This window comes from Arcobacter sp. F2176 (genome assembly GCF_004116465.1).
Lineage (GTDB): Bacteria > Campylobacterota > Campylobacteria > Campylobacterales > Arcobacteraceae > Arcobacter > Arcobacter siniprincipis.
In genome coordinates, this window is the sequence record NZ_PDJV01000001.1 from 334,571 (window position 1) to 359,993 (window position 25,423).

Genomic DNA, 25,423 nt, shown 5'->3' on the forward strand with positions numbered 1-25,423 from the left:
TTATAATATAATTATAAGATTATTACAAGGTTATTACAAATAGTCATTTAATAATAAGAATGATTATTAAAAAAAGTTCAGATAGCTCTAAAATTGTACCTAATGCATCACCATTTAAAAAACCTACATTTTTTCTTATAAATAGCGCAATTAAATATGAAAAAATAAAAGCAAAAAGAGTAAGAGATAAAGTTTTAAATCCCACGAGTATAATATTTGTCAAAGTAAAAACTAAAAGTGCTACAAAAAAAATATTTGTAGAGAGTGAGTTTTTAAGTTGATTTACAAATGAAGATTTAAATTCAAAGTTTTTAATCACAAACAAAAGCATCAATCTACTTATGACTATAATTGATACGAACTCTAGAAGATAGCCATTTAAAAACAGATATACAATCCCAGCAATTTTTAAAGTAAAAAAAGCAAAAGCATACAAAACTCCCATGGCACCAATAGTTGGTTCTTTGATAACTTCATAGGCATCTTTCCCACTATGTTTTGCATAAATAGCATCTACCACATCTATGATAGCTTCTGTATGAATAAATCCATAAAGAATCATATAAAACACAGCACATATAATAGCTCCAAACCAAGATAAATCAGATAAAAAATGGTATAAAACAAGAGTAATAAAACCAAGTATTAATCCAATTAGAGGAAAAGAAAAAAGCATAAAAGATAAAATCTCTTTTTTTGATAAGTCATCATCTTCTTTAAACTTCACAGGAAGTATTGTAAAATAGCTAAGAGCAAATTTAAAACCTAAGATAAAATTATTCATTTATATTTTCCAATATTTTATTTACATCAAGTCTATTTCTCATATTTGAAATAAAACTATCAATTGTATCTTTTTTATATACTTTAAAATCAAACTCTTTATAATCACTATTTATAGTTTTAAATAGTTTTGATCTAATATTATCATTGTCAAAAATAGCATGGATAAAAGTACCTTTTATATTATCTGTTTCATATGATATTTCATATTTTTTTGAAACTCCGTGGTGTATTTCAAAACCTTCAATTTCACAATCAAAGATTTTATAACTAGCTTTTTTAAGAACTTTCTCTTTTTCAAAGATTATCTCATCATCAATAAAACCAAAACCCTCTTCTATACAAGCTTCACTATTTTCCAATGCATACTTATCATCAAGTGTTTTAAACATCATCTCATAACCACCACAAAGTCCTAAAATAGTTTTTTTATACTCTTTTATCTTTTTAAATAAACCATTTGATTTAAGCCATTTTAGGTCTTTTATCACTAATTTTGAACCTGGTAGTATTATCATATCAAACTTATCAAGGGAGATATTGTTTTCTATAAACTCTAAGTTTATATTACTATCAGCAATCAAAGGTTCGAAGTCATTGTAATTGCTCATATAAGGATATGAAATAACCCCTACTCTTATAATACTATCTTTGCTATTTTGAGCATAATTTTTCAAACTTTGTGAATCTTCAAAACCTAGATTAAATGGCACATAAGGAAGCACTCCAAGAACTGGTATTTTAAAATCATTTTCTATGATTTTTATGCCCTCATCAAAAAGGGATAAATCCCCACGAAACTTATTTACAATCACACCTATTACATTTTTTTGTAACTCTTTTGGAAGAAGATTATAAACCCCATAAATAGAAGCAAAAACTCCACCCTTTTCAATATCTGCTACAAGTATGATTTTTGTATTGTATTTTGTGGCAATATAAATATTTGATAAGTCTTTATCCATAAGATTAAGTTCCACAGGACTTCCCGCTCCCTCACAAACAAGACAATCATACTTTTCATCAAGATAAGAAAAACATCTATCAACAGCAGGCTTTAAAAGGTCTAAATCTTTATAATAAGTAAGCACATCCTTGCTAGCTAAGACTTGCCCCTCAACTATTACAGAAGCATTACTTCCTCTACCTGATTTTAATAGGACAGGATTAAGATGATAAGAAGTAGGTACACCCAAAACCTGAGCTTGAAAATACTGAGCCACAGCAATCTCACTTCCATCATCACAAACATAAGCATTGTTTGATACATTTTGAGCTTTAAAAGGAGCAACTTTTACTCCTAAGTCTTGTAAAATCTTAGCTATTACAAAAGTAATAGTTGATTTGCCTGCATCACTTGATGTTCCAAAAATAGAGATATTATTCATCTAATTATTATCCTTGTAGTCAGATATGCTATTATTTGAGATATTATTAATAATTAATTTATCAAAAGGTCTTTTTAAATTCTTCATACAAAAATCATTTATTTTATTTTTTGCAAATTCTACTACTTTTAATATTTCATCTGTATAGTAATCTTTATTTAAATTTTCAAACCAAAGGATAAAATGAGCAAAAACTCTCAATTCCATTTCTTCAATATACGACTTCTCCGTTGGACAAATCTCTTCCATTATATATTCTACTATATAATATAAATACAACATAAGATAAGGTAATCTACTATATAAATAAGCCCATTGAGTTAATTTAGAATCCCAACCCGAAAAAATAAAGTTTACATTTAATTTTTCTGTTCTTATTGCCTCATGTTCTGTAAACAAATGCATAGCATGATTACAAATACCATCAAAATTATCATCACATTTTTTGTTGTATCTTAAATTTGTAAGATATAAAGAAGAAAATAAATCAGATAGTCCAAGTTTATTAAGTACAGTATTTATTCTTTTTTGATGTCCTTCAATTCCACCTGCATTACTCGGTCTTAACTTTAAAGGATTTTCAGACATACTTTCTCCAAATGTAAATTCATCAATAACTATTGATTCTAACAAATATAGAGTTTCTTGGATTGGCTTCCTTATCAACATATATGTAACATTTAGTTTTGCTTTTTTTGATGAAATCAAAGCTTCATAAATACAATGTAATGTATCAGATAAAAGTGCTGGTAAAATAAAAGTTTTTAATACTTTATTTCGCTCTTCATATAATTTATATTTAGATAAAAAACTTAAAATATCTTCATCATCTGTAAGATTATTAGCAATTTCTTCTTTTAAAGCAAATTCATAATTAAAAATATTTTCTTTTTCTCCATACACTAAAACATTTGCCAATATATCATGAATAAAAAAACATAATTCATGACCTGATTCAAATTCTCTTGGCAAAAAAACATTTTTCACTTATTTCAACCTTTGAGCAAGTCCAAGTTTCACTTCATAAACTTCATCACAGATACTTGCTAACTTTTGTCCTATGATTCCACTTAGGTCTACATATTTACGGCTAACTTTTTCAAAAGGTATAACACCACTACTTACGTCATTTAGTACAAAAACTATATTTGCATTTATTGATGCTAGTTTTTCTATTTCTTCTAAAAGTTTTTCTTCTTCTTTTTCAAGTCCATTTAAAAGCCACATGGAGATACAATCTATCAAATAAGTATTATCATCTTTGATGACTTTTGATAAATCAAATTTCTCTTCTATGGTTTCAAACTTATCTTTTCTTTGATTTTGATGTTTTAAAACCTTGTTTTGCATCTCTTTATCACCATAACTATTATCATAGGTTGCTATATAATATGGCTTTTTATTTTTTGAGAGTTCTATTGCTTTTGCTTCTGCAAGTTTACTTTTTCCTGATTTTTGTCCGCCGTAATATAGTATCTTCATTATAGTCCTAAGAAGTTTTTGATACCAGTAAATACAATCTGTGCTGCAAGTGCTGATAAAAATAGACCTGTGATTTTTGATATTACTAATAAACCTTGTTTCCCAATGATATTTTCAATGATACTTGAGGTATAAAGCATAATTCCTATAACTAAAACAGCACTTATCAATGCTAAACTTCCCATTATCATTGATGATGTGCTATCAAAAGTTGCACCCATCACAAGTAAGATACCAATAGTTCCTGGTCCTATTGTAACAGGAATTGCTAAGGGTACTACTGCAAGCTGAGAGATATCTTTAGTCCCTACTTTGCCACTATCTTTATTACCTTTTATTAAATCAACTGCTGATAAAAATAATAAGGCACCAGCACCTATTCTAAAAGCATCTAAAGTTATACCAAAAACTGCAAATATATGTTTTCCAAAAAAAAGTAAAATCAAACTCATAATAATCACTGAAATTGTAACTTTGATAGCTAAAGCTTTTCTCTCTTTTGCTGTTGCCTCATTTGCTACGGTTAAAAAAACAGACAATACAAAAAATGGTGTCATAATAAAAAACATTTTTAAAAATGTTGCTATAAAAATATCCATACTATTATCCTAAAAAGCTTTCAACTTGTTTGGTTATATCAGCTTTTGACAAACCATTTAAAAGCCCATACATTAAAGCTGCTCCTGCACCAACACCCTCTTTTGCTTCACCTTCATCATATAATTTTAAAGCAGGATGAGATGAAAGTGAGAAATCAAAATCCACATAATAAGCATCAATTTTAAAATCAAGTAGTTCCAATAGTGCTTTTATATCACTTTTTTCATCTTCTTGAACCCATTTTGTAGTGCATATTGCTAAGTTTGAAGTTTCAAATTCTCCACCCATGGTTCTTAAAATTGAGTTTACTATTAGAAGTACTGAAGCCATCTGAGTTCCACCTGCTAGGACTACCTTTATTTTATTATTTAATCCTAAAATAAAACCAGCATTAAATATTTGCATATTGTCTGACACTCGTCCAAGTTTTGCAAAGATATCATCGTCACTTCTTACATAAGATAACGCATTTTTAACTGTTTCATCTCTTATTGTTGTAGGAGAGTCTTTAAAAGAACTTGAAAAGAACTCTTTACAATCATAATCCAAAGCTTGGCAAGTAGCTCTAGCTGTTGTAGTACCACTTGGAACACTTTCACCTAAAATTATATAGTCATCTTGGCACTCATAAGTTTGACCAAAAGCTAATCCCTTTTGAAAAATATCAAGTGCATCTATTTTTGCATCAAGAGCGATTGATTTTGAGGGAGATATTCCAAAAGAGTGTGTTTTGAAATAATCAACTTGTGGAGATACTTCAAGTCCTAAATCTAGAAGTTCTATATTTGAATATGGCTTTAAAAGATGTACAGCTCTTGTAATAAGAGCAGGAGTTGGTACTCCACTTGGTGTTGTTGCTATCTCACTTAAACTTCGAAGTTCCCCTGTACATAAAAACTCACTATCAAGTGTAGGAGTCAAATGTATCTTTCCTGGGATTCCAGCTTGTGTTAGACCAGCTATATTTACCGTTTGTGTATTGCTAAGGCTTAACATAAAAGTAGCCTTTTTGCCCCTTAAAAATTCTGCAAAATCAATCTTACCTATAATATTTTTTACCAAGTTCTTTCCTATATCAAATCTATAAATTTATTTTTGAAAATAATGTTATCATAATCTCTATTAGTCAAATGCCTTTTAACACAATAATAAAGTGAAGCATATCTTAAATAGACAATAAAATCATCTAGTTTTATCTCTTTATTATAAGCATTTAAAAGTATATTTATCTCTTCTTTATTGCTACACCAAGATAAAGCTACAACTGCCAAATCAAAGATAAAGTCGCCCTCACAAGCATCACTAAAATCAAAGACACAAGTTAGTTTATCTTCACAAAAAGTTGCATTATCTAAAAAGAGATCTCCATGAATAATACCATCATTTTTAAGCTCTATTTTTAAAGAATCAAACTCCTCTTGAAATGCTTTGTTTCCAGTTTTTTCTATCAATACTCTTAATTGCGACTTACCAAAAGCAGAGAGATTATTATGTTTTTTATTTTTTGTCATTTTGTGAAAAGAGCTTAAAAATTGCCCTATTTGCTCCAAATGAGTTGATTTTACAAACTCCACTACACTCTCACCCTTTGCTTTAGAAAAAACAAGACCTCTTTTTCCTTTTATGAAAATATTATCTTTTATGACTTTTGGCACACAAAGATTTCTTGTGTAGTTTAAAAGTTCGATTTCAGCATCGATATTAAAAAGATTTTCTTCTTCATATATCTTTAAAATATAATCATTATCCAAAATATAGACAGTATGACTTTCACCATTTTTTGTCTCTTGTAAAGATTTTATATCAAAAAAAGGTTTTATATCTTCATAAAAAAGTTTAGTTTTTACTCCCACTATATGACCTTGATATCTTTCATTGATTTTCTTTTTTCCCACTCTAGGGTTAAAAGTTCTGGTTCATCTAAAAACCCATCCACATAACCAACTGTCAAATAAGCTATTAGCTTATGATTTTTTTCTATATTTAAAATCTTTTTTACTCTTTTTGGTTTTAAAATACTTACCCAACCAACACCAATATTATGAGCCCTTGCCATCAACCAAAAGTTTTGGATAGCACAAACTACACTATACTCACCCATCTTTTTTTGGCTTGTTTGCCCTAAGACTCTTTTATCACTTTTTTCATATAAAACTGCGATATTTAAGTAAGACTCTTTTATACCTTCAAGTTTTAGTTTACTATAGAGTTCTTTATCTTTAAAAATCTCTTTTGCTTTTTCATTTTCTTTTAGGAAGTCTTGATATATCTCATCTCTTTTTTTAGCATCTTTTACTATCACAAATTTCCAAGGTTGTGAGAAACCAACGGAGGGAGCATCGCAAGCAGCTTGAAGAAGTTTATCGAGGGTTTCATCATCTATTTTTTTATCTAAAAATCTATTTCCTCTCACATCTCTTCTAGCTTTTATAATCTCATCTAAACATGCTATATCAGCAGATGTAAACTCTCTCATAACTCTTTTTTCCTCTTATTTGTTATATATAAACTTTATAGTACCATTGCATAAAAAAGAGAACTTTTGAAATCAAATAATCAATTTAGTCATGGTGGTGATATTTTAGCTTTTAGCAAAAAAATAGGCTCAAAATCAAAAGAAATAATAGACCTATCTTCAAATATCAATTTTCTAAAACCAAAGATAAAAACAGACCTAAATAATTTAGATATTTCAAACTATCCAACATATGAAAAACTATATAAAATAATAGCAAAAAAATATAGTGTAAAAGCTGATGAAATAGAACTTTTCAATGGTGGAAGTAGCGCAATTTTTTCATTCTTTAGATATATCGATTTAAAGCACTGTACAATATATTCTCCTGCTTACTTAGAGTACAAAAAAGCAGCACAAACTTTTGGATTCAAAATTGATTTGATAAATAGATTTGAACAGATAAACAAAAAAGTAAAAAAGAACTCTTTAGTTATCTTTGTAAACCCCTCAACTCCTGATGGAGAATATTATGATTTGGACAAACTATTTAACTCTTGGCTTGAAAAAAACTGCACTATTTTTGTAGATGAAAGTTTTTTAGACTTTACAAATAAAAAATCCATCATAAGAAAATTAAAAAACTATGATAAGCTATATATTTTAAAATCTATGACAAAGATATATAGTAGTGCAAGTATAAGAGTTGGTACACTTATATCAAATGCTAAAAATATCAAAAAAATAAAAGATAAAGAGCCTTTATGGAAGTTATCACATTTTGACTCTATTTATTTGCAAAATGCTATTAAAAACAGAGACTTCATAAGTGAAACTATCAAAATCACAGAAGAAAATAAAAAATATACTATCAAACACTTGGAAAGATTTGATTTCATAAAAAAGATATATAAAAGCCAAGCAAATTATTTATTACTAAAGCTTCAAGACTGTGATGCTCAAACACTACAAGATAAATTAATTTCTTACAAAATCATGATAAGAGATTGTTCTAACTTTGATTTTCTAAATAACTCTTTTGTAAGAGTTGCTATAAAAGATAAAACAGCCATGCAAAAGTTTATAAAAGCTTTGAAAAGAGAGTTTAGATGCATTTTATAACTGTTTTAGTAGCTTATTTTTTTGATTATATTTTTGGAGAATTAGAAAAAATAAAGTTCTTCAAACATCCAATTATTTTTATGGGTAATTATATAAAATGGTTTGAAAAAAACTTTTATAAAGACTCTATTATAAGAGGTGTTACTTTGACACTTTCCTTGCTTAGTATAGTTTTTATTATCACATATTTTCTAAGTCTTTTTGATAATATTTTAGTCCAAGGATTTTTATGTTCTTTTGCAATCTCATCTAAAATGCTTTATGATAGTGTAAAAGAAGTTGTCCACTCAACTGACCCTAAACACGCTATTTCTATGTTAGTTAGTAGAGATACAAAGGATATGAGTGAAAGTGATATAAATAAAGCTGCGGTTGAGACATATGCCGAAAATTTAAGTGATGGAGTAATAGCTCCCATGTTTTATATCTTGCTTTTTGGACTTGTTGGGGGCTTTATATATAAGGCTATAAATACCCTTGATTCTATGGTTGGTTATAAAAATGAAAGATATGAAAATTTTGGCAAGTTTTCTGCAAAACTTGATGATGTAGTAAATTATATACCCTCACGAATAACAGCTGTTTTGATAGCTTTATTTTTCAACTCATTTAATGCTTTAAAAAACTTTTATTCATATGGTAAACTCCATGATAGTCCAAATGCTGGGCATCCTATTTCTGCTATGGCTTTAGCTTTAAAAGTAAAAGTAGGAGGTCCAACTTCTTATTTTGGGAAAGTAAAAGAGAAAGCTTATTTTGGTGAAGGAAGAGAAGAGATATTAAAAGAAGATGTTCTAAATGCACTTAATTTTAAATCAAAATTTGATTCACTACTTTTACTTATGGCAATAATCTTTTTTTTATTAGTTTAGTATTTCCTCTAAACATACAGTGCAAATATGTACCAAATACTTTCTCTTTCTCCCAAGAACCATATTTCCCAATAAGTGCTTTTGATTTAGACAATCTATCAAAACCACTATTTTCATCAAGGGGTTTTGTATAGTGAAAAGCATGACCTTTTACACCATCTTCATTGAAATAGTATCCCATCCTTTGAAACCTTTTCTCTTTTGTAAAACTTACATCTAGAATAGAACTCATAGGTTTATCATCAACAGCAACTCCCAAATATAAAAGTCCAGCACACTCAGCATATATGGGTTTTTCTTGGGCATGTTTTATAAGTGAGGATTTAAAATTATGCGAGTTTTTAACCCTTTCAAAGGCTGTGTCAGTCTCAATATAACCACCACAGATATAAACTATATCTACATCACTTGGAATAATCTCATCTTTTGTAGAATCTACGATAACTACTTCTTCAAAAATCTCTTTAAAAAAAACTAAATTATCATGATACAAAAAAGAGAAGTTTATATCATGAACTATGGCTAATTTTTTATTCTGTTTTGGTATCTTTTCAAAGGGATAATTAGATTTGAACTTTTTATGTACTTTTGATATCTTTTCTAATCTTTTCATATCAATATGTTCTAAAACATCTTGGCTTATTTTTTCTATCTTTCCTAAATCTTTTAAATCAAGTCCTAAATGAGTCTCATCTAAGGATTCCAAACCTTTTTTTATCCAACCTAAAACAACAATATCTTTAAAATCTTTTTCTATTATCTTTTTTATTAGTTCATAGTGGGATTGTGAAGAGATTTTATTTAAAATTACAGCTTTTATTGTATTGTGTTTTTTATAGGTTTTTAATCCTTGTAAAAGGGCACTTACGGTTATATAACTTCCACTTCCATCAAGTAAAATAATTGTAGGAATTTTTAGAAGTCTTGAAATATCATAGGCACTACTCTTTTTATCATGTCCATCATAAAATCCCATAACACCTTCACAAATAGAGATTCTTTTATCACTATATTTTTCAAAAATCCATTTTATTTCATCTTTGCTCATCATATATCTATCAAGGTTTATACTAGGAGTTTGACAAACTATTTTATGAAATTGAGGATCTATAAAATCAGGTCCCATCTTAAAAGGTCGAACTGATTCTTTGAAGTGATATAATAAAGCTGTCGTTAAGACTGTCTTGCCTTGGTTTGAAGCACTTGCACTAATACATAAAGCTTTCATCTTATTGCCTTTTATTTCTTTTTATCAATAAATATACAAAAAATGGAGCTCCAATAAAAGCAGTCACAACTCCAATAGGTAAAGTTGAAGCCGTATTTAAGTTTCTTGCAATCAAATCAGAAGCTACTAAAAAAACTCCACCATAAAAAAATACTGGAAAAATAAGCTTATCTGCACTCTTTTTATAAATCAATTTAATAATATGGGGAATAACCAAACCAACAAAACCTATTGGTCCAACAAAACTTATACTTATTCCCACACTTAAAGATATAACTATTAGTAAAAGAAGATTTAACTTATGTACATTTAAACCTTTTAAAAAAGCTGTATCATTTGATATAAGCAAAAGTTTTATTTCTGATTTTTTCCAATAAATAATACCATATAAAATTACACTTACAAGTAACAATGTTGTAACACTTGTAAATCCAACAGTATCTAAACTCCCTAAAGTAAACCGAACAATAGAATAATTTTGTTGTAAATTACTCATATAAAAAACTAACATCAAAGCCGATGAATAGAAATATGATAAAGCAATACCAATAAGTAAAATAGAATTTGTAGAAACCGATATGGAATTTTTATTTATTCTTTTTGATATAAAATACAAAATTATAATCGTCAGAAGTGAACCAAAAGCTGAGGAAATAGACATAATAACAGCTGGAAAGAATACAATCGAAATAGCTGTAAAAAGTGTCGTTCCACTTGCTATTCCTAGAGTATAAGGAGTGATAAGTGAGTTTTTAAATACTATTTGAAAAATCAAACCACCTAAAGCTAATATTCCACCAACAAAAAATGCCAATAAAACCCTAGAAACTCTCAAGTCCCAAAAAACTTGGTTAGTCATAGTATTATTATTAAATATATCATTTATATTTAGAGTTATCTCCCCTAAAAATGGAGCTATTAATAAAATGACTAAGGCTAATAGGAAAAGTAGTTTTTTCATAGATTAACTACCAAGTGCTCGTTAATTTTTATAATTGAATTATTATAAAATTTTTCTAAATTTTCATTTGAAAAAAATTCGTCATTTTCTCCAAAAAACTCAATCTTTCCTGAATCCATATATAAAATCTTGTATTTTAAAGCATGGGCTAAATCTAAATTATGAGTTATAATAATTTTTTGTTTCAAAAAATCAGATTTAAAGATATCAAATACCTCTTTTATCCTACTTATATCTAAGTTTGCTGTTAGTTCATCAAAGATTGTAATTTGAGCATCATGCATAATACTAGAGCCCAATAATAAAAGTTGTTTTTCTCCTGAACTAAAAGTTGTACAATGTTTATTTTCTAATTTTTTTAAATTTAATAGTTCAATAACCTTATCAATCTTTTCATTATCTACATAAGCTATACAAGATAGTTCTAAAAATTCTCGTAAGGTTATATACGCATCAAATATCTCAAATTTTGGTGGAATATAATTTATTAGAGTTGCTCTTTGTTTATCACTTATATTTTCAAGATTTTGATTAAATATTTTTACACTATTATTTTCTATTAGGTTAGATAAAACTTTTGCAAGGGTTGATTTCCCAGCACCATTGTGTCCAAGAATTATTAAGTTTTCATTCTCTTTTATGTGAAAAGAGATATCTTTTAAAATGGAACTTGTGTAGTTATTTATCTCTAACATTCTCTAATATCTTCTTAAAATCTTGTATAAAATAGACAACCCTTTGACTAGGAATTCCTGCATATAATTTATCTACTGCATATACATTTTTATTTTTTGCTGCATTTATTGGTAAATCTAACCATAGTTTTTTCACCTCTTCTAGCTCTTTAGTTTTGCCTTCAAAAAATGGTGCAAGTAAAACTATAATATCAGGGTTCATTTTGATTATCTTTTCTGTATTTACAACTGGTTGTGCTTTGCTTTTAGATTGAAAAGCATTTACATTTCCACTAGCTTTTATAATATCTTCAAAATACAAATAATTACCTGATACATAGATTTGATTTGAAAGTGTTTTTTTAGGACTTATTACTATTAATATTTTTTTATTTTTTATTATTCCTTTTAATGAGGACAAAGAGTTATTGATATTTGATATCAACTCTTTAGCTTTTTCTTGTTTATCAAAATAATTTCCTAAACTAAAAATAGTATTGTTTATATCTTTTATACTATCTGTTTTGAAACTCAAAGTTTTGATATTAAGTCTTTTTAGATTTGAAAGTAGTTTTTCATCATAATTTTGTGCAATCACAACACTAGGGTTTACCAATAAGATTTTCTCTAAAGAAATAGAAGCATATCCTCCTACTTTTTTCACATTTTTTGACTCTTCTGGAAAATCACAATATCTAGTATTTGCAACAACATCTTTACCAACACCTAAGGCATAGACTATTTCATTTATAGAAGGAGTTAGAGTAACTATTCTCTCTTGTGAATACAAATTTACTGCTAAAACAATAAGTATTGATAAAAACTTTTTCATATTAGAAACTAACCTTTAAACCAATATATGCACTTCTTCCAGGTGTAGCATAATTGTAAACTGTTTGATAATATTTATTAAATATATTATCAACTTTTACATAAGTAGTTATATTTCTTTTAATCTCATAGTTAATTACACCATTCCAAATAGTGTAATTCCCAGTTTCTTTTGTTTTTTCTGCATCATCATATCTTTTTCCAATATATGAACTATTTAAATTGATATGTGTATTTTTAATTCCATAATAATCAACAGATGCATTAAACTCATTTTTTGCTCTTCTTGGTAAATCATTTCCTTTATTGTCTTTAGCAGATAAATGAGTATAATTAAATCCTAATAAAATATTCTCAAATATATTTTTAATATAACTTACTTCATAACCTTTAAAAGTTGACTCACCAGTAAGATTTTCATACCGTGTATTTGGATATGAATTTGGAACATATCTAATCATATCTTTAATTTTATTTTCAAAATAAGTAATCTTAAAATCTTTATATTCAAAATTAAAATCAAAAGATTTTGTAGTTTCAGGAGATAAGCTAGGAGTATAATTTAAATTCCCTAATGTTGGAGCATTATAAGCTGTACCATAATTTGAAGAAACTGCCATATCATTATTAATATTATATTTAATACCTATTTTACCTGTAAATTTATCATCGAACTTACTATTATCATCATACCTTAAAGTTTCATTGATGATAAACTTATCAAAAGTATTTGTATTTGAAACAAAAATTGCTTGTGTATTATATTTATCTTTAGAATCTATATTTTCAAAATTTTGTTTGTCTAAACCCAAAATTATTGCATCACTTTTTCTATATGAATAATCACCTTGAACAGAGAATTCATTTACTAAACTTTTATAAATAGAATTGTCTTGATTTCTGTCAAATTTTGATTGTTGTGCATTTAATTTTAATTTATAAGAATCATCTTTATGTATATAATTTGCAGATTTGAAATAATGTTTAATTTTTGTTAGTTTATCATCCCTATCTTTAGTTGAACTATCATAATCATATTCTGAACCAATTTTCTTAAAAGTCAAACCTAACTCATCAGAATCATTTAAATATACGCCACCTGCAATATTATAAGTATTATTGGAATATCCATCTCTTTCATATTCTAAATCTTTCCATTTTGATCCATTTGGTTCATAAGAACTTATTCCATCTGTAGATATTCTACTTGCATCAAATTTTAAATAACCCAATTTATTTTTATTTGAAACTGAACCATATAATTTTTTTGTATTATAACTTCCAGCTTCCATACCAATATTTCCATGAAATCCTGCCTTGGCTTTAGATGTAATTATATTTATTACTCCACCACTAGCATCAGCTCCCCAAATACCAGACTGAGCCCCTTTAACCACTTCAATTTGCTCTATATTTTCTATATTTAATTGAGCTAGTGGAGCACCACTTAATCCAGCTGGTTCATTATATCTTATCCCATCAATTAAAATTAAAATTCTTTTTGAATCTATACCTCTTACGAATAATGAGTCTAATTGTCCAACTCCCCCATTACTTACTATACTTACACCAGATATAGTTTTTAAAGCATCACTTACATTTGTAAAATGTCTCTCTTCAATCTCTTCTTTAGTAATAACATCAACATCTGAAGTTACATCTTTGATTGATTGTTCTGATTTTGTAGCACTTACGACTGTGATTTGTGATAGTTCTTCTGAATAAAGATTGGATGTTGCTATTAGAAGGCTTGCAACTAAGCTTGTAGTTAATTTCTTGTTCATATTTTATTTTCCTAATTATTTTATTTTATTTGTTGAATATAGTTTTGCAGGTTTTAACTGTCTTGATATAAGTATATTTACTATTTTTGGCATATCAATAGATATTAAAGAATGAATTAAACTATAAATAGATGAGATTTTTCTATCAACAGTTGCAGCTAACATTCCAAATAATGTAAAATATTTTTTGCTCTTACTAATCATAAACTCTCCTTTCTTTGTATTGTTTGTATTATAATTCGCGTATTATAATCAAAAGAATATAAATCTTTTATTTCAAGATAAATTAAAGCTATTTTAATACAATACCCCAATTTTAAAGGAGATACTTTGACTTATAATGAATGGTTTGAGAAGCATGCCACAAGACATCAAAATATCATGGAAAGATTAAAAGACTTGAGTGATGAAGAAGTTATAAAGTATTTTAGGTTTGATAATATGGTTAAAAAAGAGCCTGATTTCTGTCCACTTTATAAAGATAATAAGAAGTGCCATGATTATGAAGAGTTAAATTGTTACTTATGTGCCTGTCCAAACTTCAGATTCGATGACAATGGATTTAAAAAGATCGAAGAAAAAACTCTTTACTCATACTGTAATATAGATAGTAAAGATGGAGCTCAATATAAAGGTGATGATTATATTCATCAAAACTGTGCTGGATGCTTAGTACCTCATAAAGAAACTTATATCAAAAAACATTTTTCGAGAAATTGGAAAGAGATTATGAGGGATGTAAGACCATAAAAAAAGTTCAACTTCTGGTGTTTGAAGTTGAACTTTAGTGGTGTTGTGTTATTCTTTTGTATAAAATGTAGGAGAAATACAAAATGGGTATTGGAATTCTACCTATTCAGTGTTAATTGATTGTTAATCAAAAAATTTAGTTTGGAGAATTTATGAAACTTATAATGTTTGATATGGATGGAACCTTAATCAATAGTGGTGGAATGATTGCAAATACTATTAATTATGTTAGAGAAAACTTAGGATTTGAAACCTTAGACAAAAAATATATTTTAAAAAATGTAAATGATCCAAATATAAACTCATCTGAATTTTTTTATGGAACAAAACACTTTACAGAAGAACAAGGTAAACTTTTTGAAACTTATTATTATGACCATTGCTTAACTGACTTAGAAATTTATGATGGAATAAAAGAGTTATTGGAAGACTTAAAAAGTGATTATATTTTTACAGTTGCCACAAATGCCAATAGTGAATTTGCAAATAGAATGTTAAATCATTTAGAAATAGGCAAATACTTTAAAACAGTAGTTGGTTATAACGATGTATTAAAACCTAAACCACATCCAGAAATGGTTTATAAAATACTCGAAGAGATAAAAACCACAAAAGAAAAATCACTTTTAGTGGGAGATAGTCACAAAGATGTCCAAGCAGCAACAAATGCAGGGATAGAATCTGTTTTAGTAAATTGGGGATTTTCAGACCATGAAGAAAATGCAATAGAAAATGTAAAAGAGTTAGAACAAAGAATATTTAAAAAATTTTCAATATTTTAAAAGAGAGTTAAGATGAATATACGTCTAGCAAAAATTAATGACTTAAAAGATATTTATGATTTGATTTGTGATATGGAAAGTACCCAATTAGATTATAAAAAATTTGAACAAATATTTATTAGATATTTAGAAAATGAAAACTTTTACTCAATTGTTGCAGAAGAAGATGATTTAATAATTGCTTGTTTAAATTTAAGAATAGAATACCAACTTCATCATGTGGAAAAGATAGCAGAGATTATGGAACTTGCAGTTAAAAAAGAATACCGTTCAAAAAGTGTAGGTAAAATACTTTTAGACAAAGCAAGAAAAATATCAAAAGATAACAACTGTTTACAAATGGAAGTTTGCTGTAATCAAATAAGAGAAAAAGCTCACAAGTTCTATCAAAGGGAAGGGATGAAAAATTCACACTTTAAGTTTAGTATGGAATTAAATTAACACAAGCCTTTACAAACTTATCTGTTTATATTCACTCTCTTTTAGATCTTCGACGGTAAAATTATCAAAACTTATTCTATGAAGTTTTACAACCCTATTATCAACTGCTGCAAACATTCTTTTTACCTGATGATATTTGCCCTCAACAATCTCTAATCGGACACAAGTAGGAGAAAGAATTTCTAATTTTGCTGGAAGCAAGGGTTTGTCTTCTCCATTTAAAAGAAGTTCTCCACTAGCAAAAATTTTTTCTTCATCACCTTTTAAAGGTACTTTTAAATGTGCTTCATAAATTTTAGAAATCTCTTTTTTAGGATTTGCAAGTTTATGATTTAAAGTTCCATCATCAGTCAATATTATTGCACCTGTTGTATCAACATCAAGTCTACCTACAGTTGCAATTTTTGGGTTTCTTTGAGTCCATCTATATGGAAGTAAAGAGTATATCAATACTCCTGCATCATTGTGAGAGCATATTACACCAGAGGGTTTATTAAGTAGTATTATTAAAGTTTCAGGATCAAGTTTTTCACCATTGATTGTTATATCATCGTGATAGGCTTTTGTTGAAGGATTAAATACTCTATTTTCATTTACCAAAAGCTCATTTATTTTTAAAAACTTTTTAGCCTCACCTCTGGTACAATAACCTAAACTTGATAAATGTGCATCTATTCTTTTATAACTATTTTTCATGAAGCCATAGTAGCATTTTTTTATTAATAAACTTATGTAAGAGTATATTCTATTGGAACTTTTATGACTATCTCTTTTTTTACCTTTGGGAACTCTTTTGAGGCATTTTCAATAGCTTCAAGTGATGATTTTATAAGTAAAGTATGCCCAGAAATAGACTCAATTTCTATAATTTTGCCATTAGTCAAAATTTTAAATTTTATTAGTACTTTTCCTTGAATATTTAATCGTTTTGCTCTTTTTGGATATTTTATATTTTTTTGAATTAGTGCTACTATTTGTTTAAGATGTTCATTTAAAAAGTCTTGTTCATAAGTCTTTTTTACACTTTTTTGTATAAATTCTTGCTCTTTTTTTACTATCTTTTTTTCTTCTTTTTCAGTTTTTTTTCTAATAGTCTTTTTTTCAACTACTTTCTTAACTGCTTCTTTTTTAAGCACTTTCTTTTTTGTGGCTTTTTTTGATATCTTTGTTTCTTTTATTTCTTTTTTAGGAACTTCTTTTTTTACAGCAGGCTCTTTTTTTACTATCTTTTCTTGTTCTAATAAAGAGACAAAATTTAGATTTATAGATTTTTCTTTTACTTTATTTTTAATAATTAAACTATCATAACTATACAATACTCCTGTAAAAACCAAGCCATATAAAAAAATTGTCAAAAAAAAAGAATAAAAATATCTTTTAAAGTTCAACATTAGTTTTTCTTTGTAATTATAGAGATATTAGAAAAATCATTTGATTTTAATAAATCAAGAACAGAAACAAAAGATTCAAAATCAGCTTTTTTATCGCTTTTAATAAAAATATGAGAATCTTTATTTATCTTATTTACTTCCAAACTAAGGTTTTCAAAGCTTATATCTGATTTATTTAAATATAAACTATTATCCTCTTTGATTGTAATAATAAACTCTTTTTTTATCTCTGATTTTTTTGCACTTGCTGCTTTTGCCAAAGATACAGGAATATCACCACGGGCTATAAAAGTTGAAGTCAATAATACAATAGCTAATAATACTAATAACACATCAATAAAGGGAATTACATTTATTGAATTAAATTTCTGTAATTTCATCAAATTTACTTTCAATTACTTCTGCATATCGAGCTAATACATTATAAAAAACTTGAGAAAGAATTGCCACAACTAAACCAACAGCTGTTGCTTTTAGGGCTAAGGCTAAAGAACTCATTATCTTAGTTGCTTCAATATCACCTTCACTCATAGTCATAAATGTAAGCATAATAGCCAATACAGTACCTAATAAGCCAATATAAGGTGAATTTGAAGCTATTGTACCGATAATTGATAAATGCTTTGTAATAGCTATCTCTAATGATTTTTTTGATTTGTAAAATTTCACATCAATATTTTTGTAAAAAAGTATTCTCTCAATAAAGAACCAAAAAGATAAAAAACTCATAAAAATTAAAAGTATGACAACTCCATAATCAACTAAGTTTTTTAGTAGCTCTATATGCATATTATATTTCCTAATATTTTTATTATATTAGAAAAAAAGTGTTAAATTAGTGTTAAGTTAAATTATTAAGCTATTAGTTTTATTAGATTTAGTTTTATTAGTGTCCCATTCTCTTTTGGTTCAATTTTAATATCAATTTGATTTTTATCACAAAACTCTTTTACAATATTTAAACCTAAACCAAAACCAATTTTACTTGAATCTTCTTGAAAATATTGATCAAATACAATAAAAAGATTTTTTGTATCTATTATATTTCCTGTATTAAATATATATAAAAGATTATCTTGCATATTTATTTTGATAATTCCATTTTCGCAGTTATATTTTATAGCATTTGACAAAAGGTTATCAAAAACTTTTTGAAAACCATTTTTATCACTATTAATAGATATATTTTTAATATCATTTTCTATCGTGATATTGTCTTTCATATCTTCAAATTTATCAATTGAATTCTCAATTATATCATCAAGCAGGAATTCAAACTTATCGATCCTTCCAATCTCTTTTTTTATCTCATATTCCATTTGTTCATAAAGCTTTAAAAGTTCATTTGTAGCTAATTTTATTCTATTTAATCTTCTTATATCTTTTTCATCTTTTAGATTCTTTTCTAACATTTGAGCATTAGATTGTATTGTAGAAGCAGGAATATTGAGTTCATGGATAGTCTCTTTAATAGCCTTTTCTAAGTTATTGTCACTTTCAAATAAAGGATCAAAAAGTGGTTTACTCAAGAAATAGTTTAAAACAACAGCAAAAATAATAAGTACTAAAGTAATAACTATGAAAGTATCTTTATTAAAACCCAATAATGCTACTAAATAATAATTTGCAAGTAAAACCATAATCACAATAAATGATACTAAAATAGAATTAGAGATTATAAAGTTCTTTTTTTTAATATTCAAGCTTATAACCAACTCCTTTTATATTTACTACTTTTTCTTTTACAAATATTTTCTTTACAGCATTTATATAGACTCTAATTGAACCTTCACTATAATCTTCTTCACAATGCCAAAGTCTATTAACTATCATCTCTTTTGTTACAATTTTATCTTTATTTTCTAAAAATAATTCCAATAAATCCACTACTTTCATTGGCAAATTCATATCTTTGTTATTTTCATATACTCTTTTATCATTTGGACTAAAAAATAGATTTTCCCCTAATTGTATTTTCTCAATTTGTTTTCCAGATCTTTTTAAAAGCGATTTTATTCTCAAAATAAGTTCATCTAAGTCAATTGGCTTTTTCAAATAATCATCGGCACCTGATAAAAAGCCTTGTTCTAAACTCTCTTTATCTTTATAAGATGTTAAAAACATCGTTGGAGTATTATCCCCTGATTCTCTTAAATCTTTTAAGAGTTCTAATCCATTTATTTTAGGAACATTTATATCAAACAGATATAAATCATAATTCTTTTCATAATTTAAAGCTAGTGCTTCTTCTCCATCTTTAGCAATATCAACTAAAAAGCCCTCTTCATCTAGAAAATCTTCAATTGTTTGTGCAAATAGTTCGTCATCTTCAAGTAGTAATATTCTCATTATAAATCAAGTTTCCAATGTTTTTTGCAAAATTTTACACTAATATATATAAAAATGTTGTTTTTCCCAAATTTTTATATATAATTACTTATGATAAAAAAACTACTTATACCAATTATTTTACTTTTTTTAGCCTATTTTATAATTTCAAGCGAAAATATAAAAACAATATCTGCAGGAATTGCCATATTTATTATAGGCATGTATTTTATGGAGAATGGCTTTAAACTTTTTTCTGGGGGATTATTAGAAAAAGTTTTAGAAAAGTTTACTTCTACTAGTTTAAAATCAGTAATTACAGGTTTTATCAGTACCTCAATAGTTCAAAGTTCCTCACTTATTTCTGTTATTGTAATATCTTTTTTAACAGTTGAAATTATATCTTTAACTCAAGGTATGGCAATAATCTTTGGAGCAAATCTAGGAAGTACAACAACAGCATGGATAGTATCATCTTTGGGTGTTGATATTAAAATATCTTTATATGCAATGCCAATGATCATTTTTGGAGTTATTTTTAGATTCTCAAAAGAACAAAGGTATATAGGTCTTGGGAATATTTTATTAGGTCTTGGTTTTATATTTTTAGGTATTTCATACATGAAAGATGGCTTTGAGACTTTAAAAGATTCTATTGATTTGGCTTCATACTCTGTTGGTGGATTTTTAGGTATTTTTGTTTATATCTTAATAGGAGCAATTGCTACAGTTGTAATACAATCAAGTGGTGCAACTATGGCAATTATTATTACTGCACTTGCAGGGGGAAATATAATTTACATTGATGCAATAGCTTTAGCTATTGGAGCAAATATTGGTACAACAGTAACTGCTATTGTAGGCTCTTTAACATCAAATGAAAATGGTAAAAGACTTGCTTTTGGACATCTCGTTTTTAACATGATTACAGCTTTAATTGCGGTTATTTTTATATATGCTTTAAAAGATTTTGTTGATTATCTTGCACCACTAGTTTCAATTGATAATAATAACTACAGTATGAAATTAGCTCTATTTCATACTATATTCAATATAGTTGGAATAGTTGTATTATTTCCTTTTATTCCTCTTATTGTTTCCATGTCAAAAAAAGTAATAAAAGATAAAATAAAAAAAGCATCAAAACCTATATATTTAGATGAATCAAATATAAAAATACCATATAATGCAATGGTTTCAATCCAAAAAGAAGTAATACATTTATATGAAAATGCCCAAAAGGCAATATTACACTCTATGTCAATTCATACTTCTGATTTAAAAGAAGAAAAAGATATAGATAATATACTTTCAACCCCTGCAAAAATTGATACAAATTTAGATGATATATATCATAATGACTTAAAATCCTTATATAGTGAAATCATTGATTATCTTTTAAAATCACAATCTCATATGAACTCAAATCAACTCTTTTATATAGGTCAATTAAGGCTCTCATCAAATATTATTGTAAAAATATTAAAAGATACTAGAGATATTCAAAAAAATATGAATGCATACCTTTATAGTAAAAATGAAGATATAAAACAAGAGTATTTAACCTTAAAAAAAGAGTTTGCACTAAATATTTTAAGAACAAATTTACTGAGAAATAAAGATATAGATGATGTAGAAACTTCAACGCAAATTCAAATGTATAAAGACAATATTGACGCTTTAGAGATTCAAACCAATAAAAAGATTGATGAGTTAATTAGAAATGATAAAATCACACCTAAAATGGGAACCTCTCTAATCAATGATTCCACAAGTATTTTTAATATGAGTAAAAATTTATTTAGAATTGCAAATATCTTATTTGTAAATGATATTAAACTAAGATCACTAGGAGAATTAAATGAAACTGTCTAAACTAGTAAAAACATTCGAAAGTTTCCTTCTTTGGGACAAAGAAGAGATAAAAGAAAATGAAAATGAAATTAATGAAATTATAGAAAAACTCTATGAAAAAAGAACTAAAATTGAAGAAAAAATAAGAAGATGTGATGATAAGAAAGAAGAAGATAAATTAAAAGAAAAATTAAAAGCTGTAAAAAAACTTATAAAAAAAGCAAAAAAAGAGTTTATTTAAACTCTTTAAAATTTTGTCGTAAAGCCTCATAAGCTACGATTGATACAGAGTTTGCCATATTTAAACTTCTTGCATCATTTGTCATAGGTATAGTAATGCATCCCTTTTCATTTTTTGCTAATAAATTTTCAGGTAAACCAGCATCTTCCCTACCAAAATAAAAATAATCTCCTACTTCATACTTAGCATCAAAATATACTTGTTTTGTTTTGGTTGTCGCAAAAAAATGTCTATCATTTAAAGGATTTTTTGACCAAAAATCTTCTATATTTTCATATTCAGTTACATCTAAATCAAACCAATAATCAAGCCCTGCTCGTCTTACTTCTTTTTCAGTAATTTCACCAAAACCATAAGGCTTTATCAAATGTAATCTACAATTCATAGCAAAGGCAAGTCTTCCTATTGTCCCAACATTTCCAGGAATTCTTGGTTCTAATAAAACAATATTAAACATTATAAAATTACCGTCTTATTTCCAAAAACGAAAACTTTATCTTCTAGTAACAGTTGAAGGGCATTTGATAATACTACTTTTTCAACATTACGCCCTGCAGTTCTCATATCTTGCCAAGAAAAGTTATGGTCAATTCTTACAACTTCTTGAGCAATAATTGGACCTTCATCCAAATCATTTGTAACATAATGAGCAGTTGCTCCTATAATTTTTACACCTCTTTGATGTGCTTGTTTATAGGGGTTTGCTCCAATAAATGCTGGTAAGAAAGAGTGGTGAATATTTAAAACTTGTTGTGGAAATTCTTGAACAAATTTTGAAGTTAATATTCTCATATACTTAGCTAAAACAATAAGTTCTGGTTTATACTCTTTTATTTTAGCAATAAGTAAGTCTTCATGAGCTTCTCTTTCCATCCCTTCTGCACTAATACAATGGAAAGGTATGCCAAATTTTTCTACTAAATCTTTCAAATAATCATGATTTGCAATTACAGCTTTTATATTTGCTTCTAATTCACCATCAAAATATCTAATAAGCAAATCACCTAAAACATGTGATTCTTTTGTCACAAGTATAACTATGTTTTTTTTTGATTTTTCTCTTAATTTAACTTGTGTATCTTTAGGTAAAACTTCAGTTAATTCTTTAAGAAGTATCTTATCATTTACATTACCACTGATAACTGTTCTCATAAAAAATTTATTTGTTTCCACATCCACAAATTCAGCATTTTGTTCGATATTAAGATTATTTGCAAAAAGAACTTTTGATACATTGTATACAAGTCCTTTTGAGTCAGAAGTATTAATTAATAGTATGTATTCTTTCATTTTTTATCCATATAATAGTATTATTCCAATTTAAAAGTGGAATAATACCATTATTTTGATTAAATCATTTGTGATAACTCTTCTTTATAAGCAGTTAAATCAAAATCTTTTATTCTTGCAACTCCAGATTCTACGGCTGCATTTGCAACTGCACTAGAAATTTCAACAATAAGTCTTTTATCAAATGGTTTAGGAATAATATAATCTTTTGAAAATGCTAAATGATCTCCAAATATTGCTTTTACTTCAGCAGGTACTGTTTTTTTAGCTAAATCAGCAATAGCATATGCTGCTGCTTTTTTCATTTGCATATTTATTTTTTTAGCTTGAACATCAAGTGCTCCTCTAAAAATAAATGGAAAACCAAGTACATTGTTTATTTGATTATTAAAATCACTTCTTCCTGTTCCAACAATTGCTTTATCTCTGATTTTTAATATATCTTCAGGAAAAAGTTCAGGTGTTGGATTTGCTAGGGCAAATACAATTGGTTCATCAGCCATAAGAGCAATATGTTCTTGGGTAAATGTTCCAGGTTTAGATAATCCTAAAACCACATCTGCATCTCTAAAAGCTTCTAATTTAGTCATTGATTCTTTTATTGAAAATTCTTTTTTATACTTATTTAAATCACTTCTACCATCATGAATAACTCCTTTAGAATCACACATAATAATATTTTGTACTCCAACTGCTTTATACATTCTCGCACAAGAAATAGCAGCTGCCCCAGCTCCCATAACTATAACTTTTAAGTCTTCTAGTTTTTTATCAATAATTTCACAAGCATTTATTAATCCAGCTGTTGTAATAATAGCTGTTCCATGTTGATCATCATGCATTACAGGAATATCAACTTCATCAATAAGTCTTCTTTCTATTTCAAAACACTCAGGTGATTTTATATCTTCAAGATTTATTCCTCCAAAAGTTGGCGATATAGCTTTACAAATAGATACAAACTTTTCAACATCAGTTTCATCAACTTCAATATCAAATGAATCAACAGCTGCAAATTTTTTAAATAATACAGACTTTCCTTCCATTACTGGTTTTGATGCAACTGCCCCAATGTCACCAAGCCCAAGTACAGCTGTACCATTTGATATTACAGCTACAAGATTTTTTTTAGCTGTATATTTAAATGCATTATCTGGATCTTTTTCAATTTCCAAACAAGGAAAAGCAACTCCAGGTGTATATGCTAAAGCCAAATCTCTTTGTGTTCCAAGTTTTGTTGTAGTCCCAATTTCTAATTTTCCTGGTTTAGGAAATTGGTGGTAATCTAAAGCTTCCTCTTTAGTTACAGGTTTACTCATAAATAACTCCTTTATCTATTTCGATGAAATTGTAACCTATCGAAACTTAAAAATTATATTTTTTAATTTTTAATATAATTTTTATCTATATTTAAGCTATTTTTACATTATTTGTACATAACTTATACACTATTTGTACATATTAAGTTTTATTTAATAATTCCAACTATTGAAAATCTTCCACAGTTTTTATCTTTTCTATAAGAAAAAAATGCTTCTTCTGAACACTTTGTACATACAGCTGATAGTTCAATATTAAAAATTCCAATATCATTTAATTGTTTTATATTTATTCCTTGCAAATCTAAATATCTATTTTGGCAAAACTCTTTTCCAAAAGATTTTATGGCAATAGTTTCTAGTTCTTCTGATACTTCATAACAGCATTTTTGTATAGAAGGTCCTAAATATACAAAGATATCTTTAGCCTTGCAGTCTAACTCTTCTATCATTTTAAGTGCTGTTTTTTGAACTATCTTTAAAAAAGTAGAATTTCTTCCAGCATGTACTACTGCTATTACTTTTTTATTTTCATCACTTAAAAATATAGGAATACAATCAGCAACCATAACCATTATTGGAAGATTTCTTTCTTTTGTAATCAAAGCATCACAATTATCTATTAATAAAGGAGATTCAAAATCCACAATCTCAATATTATCTGCATGCACCTGATTCATATATCTAAGTTTTGAAATATCAAAATTATGTTTTTTGGATAATTCTAATCTATTTTTATCAACACTACTTTTTGCATCATTTACATGATATGCCATATTCCCGTCTATAATTGTAGTTGTAAACTTTAAAATAGTGTCCATATTTTCCCCAAATTCTTTTTATATCA

At 27.1% G+C, this 25,423-nt stretch carries 31 protein-coding genes; 7 read left to right on the forward strand and 24 right to left on the reverse strand.

Annotated elements, in window-relative coordinates:
- Window positions 1–43: 43 nt before the first annotated feature.
- The 8 genes from CRU95_RS01525 to bluB are packed head-to-tail and all read right to left on the reverse strand — an operon-like array spanning window position 44 to window position 6,729.
- The gene (locus CRU95_RS01525; RefSeq protein ID WP_129099385.1) at window positions 44–784 is read right to left on the reverse strand and encodes an adenosylcobinamide-GDP ribazoletransferase; all 741 of its coding nucleotides are present in this window, start codon (window positions 782–784) and stop codon (window positions 44–46) included.
- Window positions 777–2,171, reverse strand: a complete 1,395-nt coding sequence (locus CRU95_RS01530) for a cobyric acid synthase (protein ID WP_129099386.1) — start codon at window positions 2,169–2,171, stop codon at window positions 777–779. The genes CRU95_RS01525 and CRU95_RS01530 overlap by 8 nt, the downstream gene beginning before the upstream one ends.
- Window positions 2,172–3,158, reverse strand: coding sequence for a hypothetical protein (locus CRU95_RS01535; RefSeq protein WP_129099387.1), 987 nt, complete (start codon window positions 3,156–3,158; stop codon window positions 2,172–2,174).
- Window positions 3,159–3,653: a bifunctional adenosylcobinamide kinase/adenosylcobinamide-phosphate guanylyltransferase gene (locus tag CRU95_RS01540; protein WP_129099388.1), complete on the reverse strand. Its 495-nt coding sequence runs from the start codon at window positions 3,651–3,653 to the stop codon at window positions 3,159–3,161.
- Window positions 3,653–4,252 carry a MarC family protein gene (locus CRU95_RS01545; protein WP_129099389.1) on the reverse strand — a complete coding sequence of 200 codons (600 nt, stop codon included), beginning with the start codon at window positions 4,250–4,252 and terminating at the stop codon, window positions 3,653–3,655. Before CRU95_RS01545 ends, CRU95_RS01540 begins: the two co-directional genes overlap by 1 nt.
- 4 nt (window positions 4,253–4,256) lie before the next feature.
- The gene (locus tag CRU95_RS01550; RefSeq protein WP_129099390.1) at window positions 4,257–5,315 is read right to left on the reverse strand and encodes a nicotinate-nucleotide--dimethylbenzimidazole phosphoribosyltransferase; all 1,059 of its coding nucleotides are present in this window, start codon (window positions 5,313–5,315) and stop codon (window positions 4,257–4,259) included.
- Between the two features lie 8 nt (window positions 5,316–5,323).
- The gene (locus tag CRU95_RS01555) at window positions 5,324–6,106 is read right to left on the reverse strand and encodes a phosphotransferase (protein ID WP_164969701.1); all 783 of its coding nucleotides are present in this window, start codon (window positions 6,104–6,106) and stop codon (window positions 5,324–5,326) included.
- Window positions 6,106–6,729: a 5,6-dimethylbenzimidazole synthase gene (bluB, locus tag CRU95_RS01560; protein ID WP_129099392.1), complete on the reverse strand. Its 624-nt coding sequence runs from the start codon at window positions 6,727–6,729 to the stop codon at window positions 6,106–6,108. The genes CRU95_RS01555 and bluB overlap by 1 nt, the downstream gene beginning before the upstream one ends.
- A 66-nt stretch (window positions 6,730–6,795) precedes the next feature.
- On the opposite strand from bluB, the gene CRU95_RS01565 reads away from it, so the two are divergent.
- Complete coding sequence (locus CRU95_RS01565) at window positions 6,796–7,830, forward strand: aminotransferase class I/II-fold pyridoxal phosphate-dependent enzyme (RefSeq protein ID WP_129099393.1); 1,035 nt, start codon at window positions 6,796–6,798, stop codon at window positions 7,828–7,830.
- A complete protein-coding gene (gene cbiB / locus CRU95_RS01570) occupies window positions 7,818–8,702 on the forward strand; it encodes an adenosylcobinamide-phosphate synthase CbiB (protein ID WP_129099394.1) in 885 nt (294 codons plus the stop codon). Before CRU95_RS01565 ends, cbiB begins: the two co-directional genes overlap by 13 nt.
- Here cbiB and CRU95_RS01575 read toward each other — a convergent pair.
- From CRU95_RS01575 to CRU95_RS01600, 6 genes are read right to left on the reverse strand one after another with little or no spacing between them, the layout of a single operon-like run.
- Window positions 8,671–9,930 (reverse strand): cobyrinate a,c-diamide synthase, encoded by a 1,260-nt coding sequence (locus CRU95_RS01575; RefSeq protein ID WP_129099395.1) that lies wholly within the window; start codon window positions 9,928–9,930, stop codon window positions 8,671–8,673. The genes cbiB and CRU95_RS01575 overlap by 32 nt on opposite strands.
- A 1-nt stretch (window position 9,931) precedes the next feature.
- Window positions 9,932–10,891, reverse strand: a complete 960-nt coding sequence (locus CRU95_RS01580; RefSeq protein WP_129099396.1) for an iron ABC transporter permease — start codon at window positions 10,889–10,891, stop codon at window positions 9,932–9,934.
- Window positions 10,888–11,586: an ABC transporter ATP-binding protein gene (locus CRU95_RS01585; RefSeq protein ID WP_129099397.1), complete on the reverse strand. Its 699-nt coding sequence runs from the start codon at window positions 11,584–11,586 to the stop codon at window positions 10,888–10,890. The genes CRU95_RS01580 and CRU95_RS01585 overlap by 4 nt, the downstream gene beginning before the upstream one ends.
- Window positions 11,570–12,397 (reverse strand): ABC transporter substrate-binding protein, encoded by an 828-nt coding sequence (locus CRU95_RS01590; RefSeq protein WP_129099398.1) that lies wholly within the window; start codon window positions 12,395–12,397, stop codon window positions 11,570–11,572. The genes CRU95_RS01585 and CRU95_RS01590 overlap by 17 nt, the downstream gene beginning before the upstream one ends.
- 1 nt (window position 12,398) lies before the next feature.
- On the reverse strand, window positions 12,399–14,180 hold the full coding sequence (locus CRU95_RS01595) for a TonB-dependent receptor domain-containing protein (RefSeq protein WP_129099399.1): 1,782 nt from the start codon (window positions 14,178–14,180) through the stop codon (window positions 12,399–12,401).
- Window positions 14,181–14,195: 15 nt separating this feature from the next.
- Window positions 14,196–14,384 (reverse strand): hypothetical protein, encoded by a 189-nt coding sequence (locus tag CRU95_RS01600; protein WP_129099400.1) that lies wholly within the window; start codon window positions 14,382–14,384, stop codon window positions 14,196–14,198.
- 126 nt (window positions 14,385–14,510) lie between these two features.
- Here CRU95_RS01600 and CRU95_RS01605 point away from each other — a divergent pair, with 126 nt between their 5' ends.
- The 3 genes from CRU95_RS01605 to CRU95_RS01615 all read left to right on the forward strand — a co-directional run bounded on the left by CRU95_RS01605 (window position 14,511) and on the right by CRU95_RS01615 (window position 16,153).
- Window positions 14,511–14,930, forward strand: coding sequence for a hypothetical protein (locus CRU95_RS01605; protein ID WP_129099401.1), 420 nt, complete (start codon window positions 14,511–14,513; stop codon window positions 14,928–14,930).
- Between the two features lie 152 nt (window positions 14,931–15,082).
- Entirely contained in the window at window positions 15,083–15,712 is a 630-nt protein-coding gene (locus CRU95_RS01610) for an HAD family hydrolase (RefSeq protein WP_129099402.1), read from the forward strand.
- A 12-nt stretch (window positions 15,713–15,724) separates the two neighbouring features.
- Complete coding sequence (locus CRU95_RS01615) at window positions 15,725–16,153, forward strand: GNAT family N-acetyltransferase (protein WP_129099403.1); 429 nt, start codon at window positions 15,725–15,727, stop codon at window positions 16,151–16,153.
- Window positions 16,154–16,162: 9 nt separating this feature from the next.
- Here the strand turns inward: CRU95_RS01615 and CRU95_RS01620 are convergent, their stop codons facing one another.
- From CRU95_RS01620 to CRU95_RS01645, 6 genes are all read right to left on the reverse strand, one after another.
- Window positions 16,163–16,849 carry a pseudouridine synthase gene (locus CRU95_RS01620; RefSeq protein ID WP_129099404.1) on the reverse strand — a complete coding sequence of 229 codons (687 nt, stop codon included), beginning with the start codon at window positions 16,847–16,849 and terminating at the stop codon, window positions 16,163–16,165.
- Window positions 16,850–16,881: 32 nt separating this feature from the next.
- Window positions 16,882–17,508 (reverse strand): energy transducer TonB, encoded by a 627-nt coding sequence (locus CRU95_RS01625; protein ID WP_164969702.1) that lies wholly within the window; start codon window positions 17,506–17,508, stop codon window positions 16,882–16,884.
- 35 nt (window positions 17,509–17,543) lie between these two features.
- Entirely contained in the window at window positions 17,544–17,924 is a 381-nt protein-coding gene (locus CRU95_RS01630; protein ID WP_129099406.1) for a biopolymer transporter ExbD, read from the reverse strand.
- Window positions 17,905–18,333: a TonB-system energizer ExbB gene (exbB, locus tag CRU95_RS01635; RefSeq protein WP_129099407.1), complete on the reverse strand. Its 429-nt coding sequence runs from the start codon at window positions 18,331–18,333 to the stop codon at window positions 17,905–17,907. Before exbB ends, CRU95_RS01630 begins: the two co-directional genes overlap by 20 nt.
- Window positions 18,334–18,398: 65 nt before the next feature.
- On the reverse strand, window positions 18,399–19,247 hold the full coding sequence (locus CRU95_RS01640) for a HAMP domain-containing sensor histidine kinase (RefSeq protein ID WP_129099408.1): 849 nt from the start codon (window positions 19,245–19,247) through the stop codon (window positions 18,399–18,401).
- Complete coding sequence (locus tag CRU95_RS01645) at window positions 19,237–19,893, reverse strand: response regulator transcription factor (RefSeq protein ID WP_258238588.1); 657 nt, start codon at window positions 19,891–19,893, stop codon at window positions 19,237–19,239. Before CRU95_RS01645 ends, CRU95_RS01640 begins: the two co-directional genes overlap by 11 nt.
- A gap of 90 nt (window positions 19,894–19,983) precedes the next feature.
- Here CRU95_RS01645 and CRU95_RS01650 point away from each other — a divergent pair, with 90 nt between their 5' ends.
- Both CRU95_RS01650 and CRU95_RS01655 read left to right on the forward strand, forming a co-directional pair.
- Window positions 19,984–21,747, forward strand: coding sequence for a Na/Pi cotransporter family protein (locus CRU95_RS01650; RefSeq protein WP_129099410.1), 1,764 nt, complete (start codon window positions 19,984–19,986; stop codon window positions 21,745–21,747).
- Complete coding sequence (locus CRU95_RS01655; protein ID WP_129099411.1) at window positions 21,734–21,967, forward strand: exodeoxyribonuclease VII small subunit; 234 nt, start codon at window positions 21,734–21,736, stop codon at window positions 21,965–21,967. The genes CRU95_RS01650 and CRU95_RS01655 overlap by 14 nt, the downstream gene beginning before the upstream one ends.
- Here the strand turns inward: CRU95_RS01655 and CRU95_RS01660 are convergent.
- The 4 genes from CRU95_RS01660 to pgeF all read right to left on the reverse strand — a co-directional run bounded on the left by CRU95_RS01660 (window position 21,960) and on the right by pgeF (window position 25,397).
- Entirely contained in the window at window positions 21,960–22,424 is a 465-nt protein-coding gene (locus CRU95_RS01660) for a tRNA (cytidine(34)-2'-O)-methyltransferase (RefSeq protein WP_129099412.1), read from the reverse strand. The genes CRU95_RS01655 and CRU95_RS01660 overlap by 8 nt on opposite strands.
- Window positions 22,424–23,257 carry a formyltetrahydrofolate deformylase gene (gene purU, locus CRU95_RS01665; RefSeq protein WP_129099413.1) on the reverse strand — a complete coding sequence of 278 codons (834 nt, stop codon included), beginning with the start codon at window positions 23,255–23,257 and terminating at the stop codon, window positions 22,424–22,426. The genes CRU95_RS01660 and purU overlap by 1 nt, the downstream gene beginning before the upstream one ends.
- Before the next feature lie 59 nt (window positions 23,258–23,316).
- Window positions 23,317–24,576 (reverse strand): malic enzyme-like NAD(P)-binding protein, encoded by a 1,260-nt coding sequence (locus tag CRU95_RS01670; protein WP_129099414.1) that lies wholly within the window; start codon window positions 24,574–24,576, stop codon window positions 23,317–23,319.
- A gap of 149 nt (window positions 24,577–24,725) precedes the next feature.
- On the reverse strand, window positions 24,726–25,397 hold the full coding sequence (pgeF, locus tag CRU95_RS01675) for a peptidoglycan editing factor PgeF (RefSeq protein WP_129099415.1): 672 nt from the start codon (window positions 25,395–25,397) through the stop codon (window positions 24,726–24,728).
- Between the last annotated feature and the right edge of the window lie 26 nt (window positions 25,398–25,423).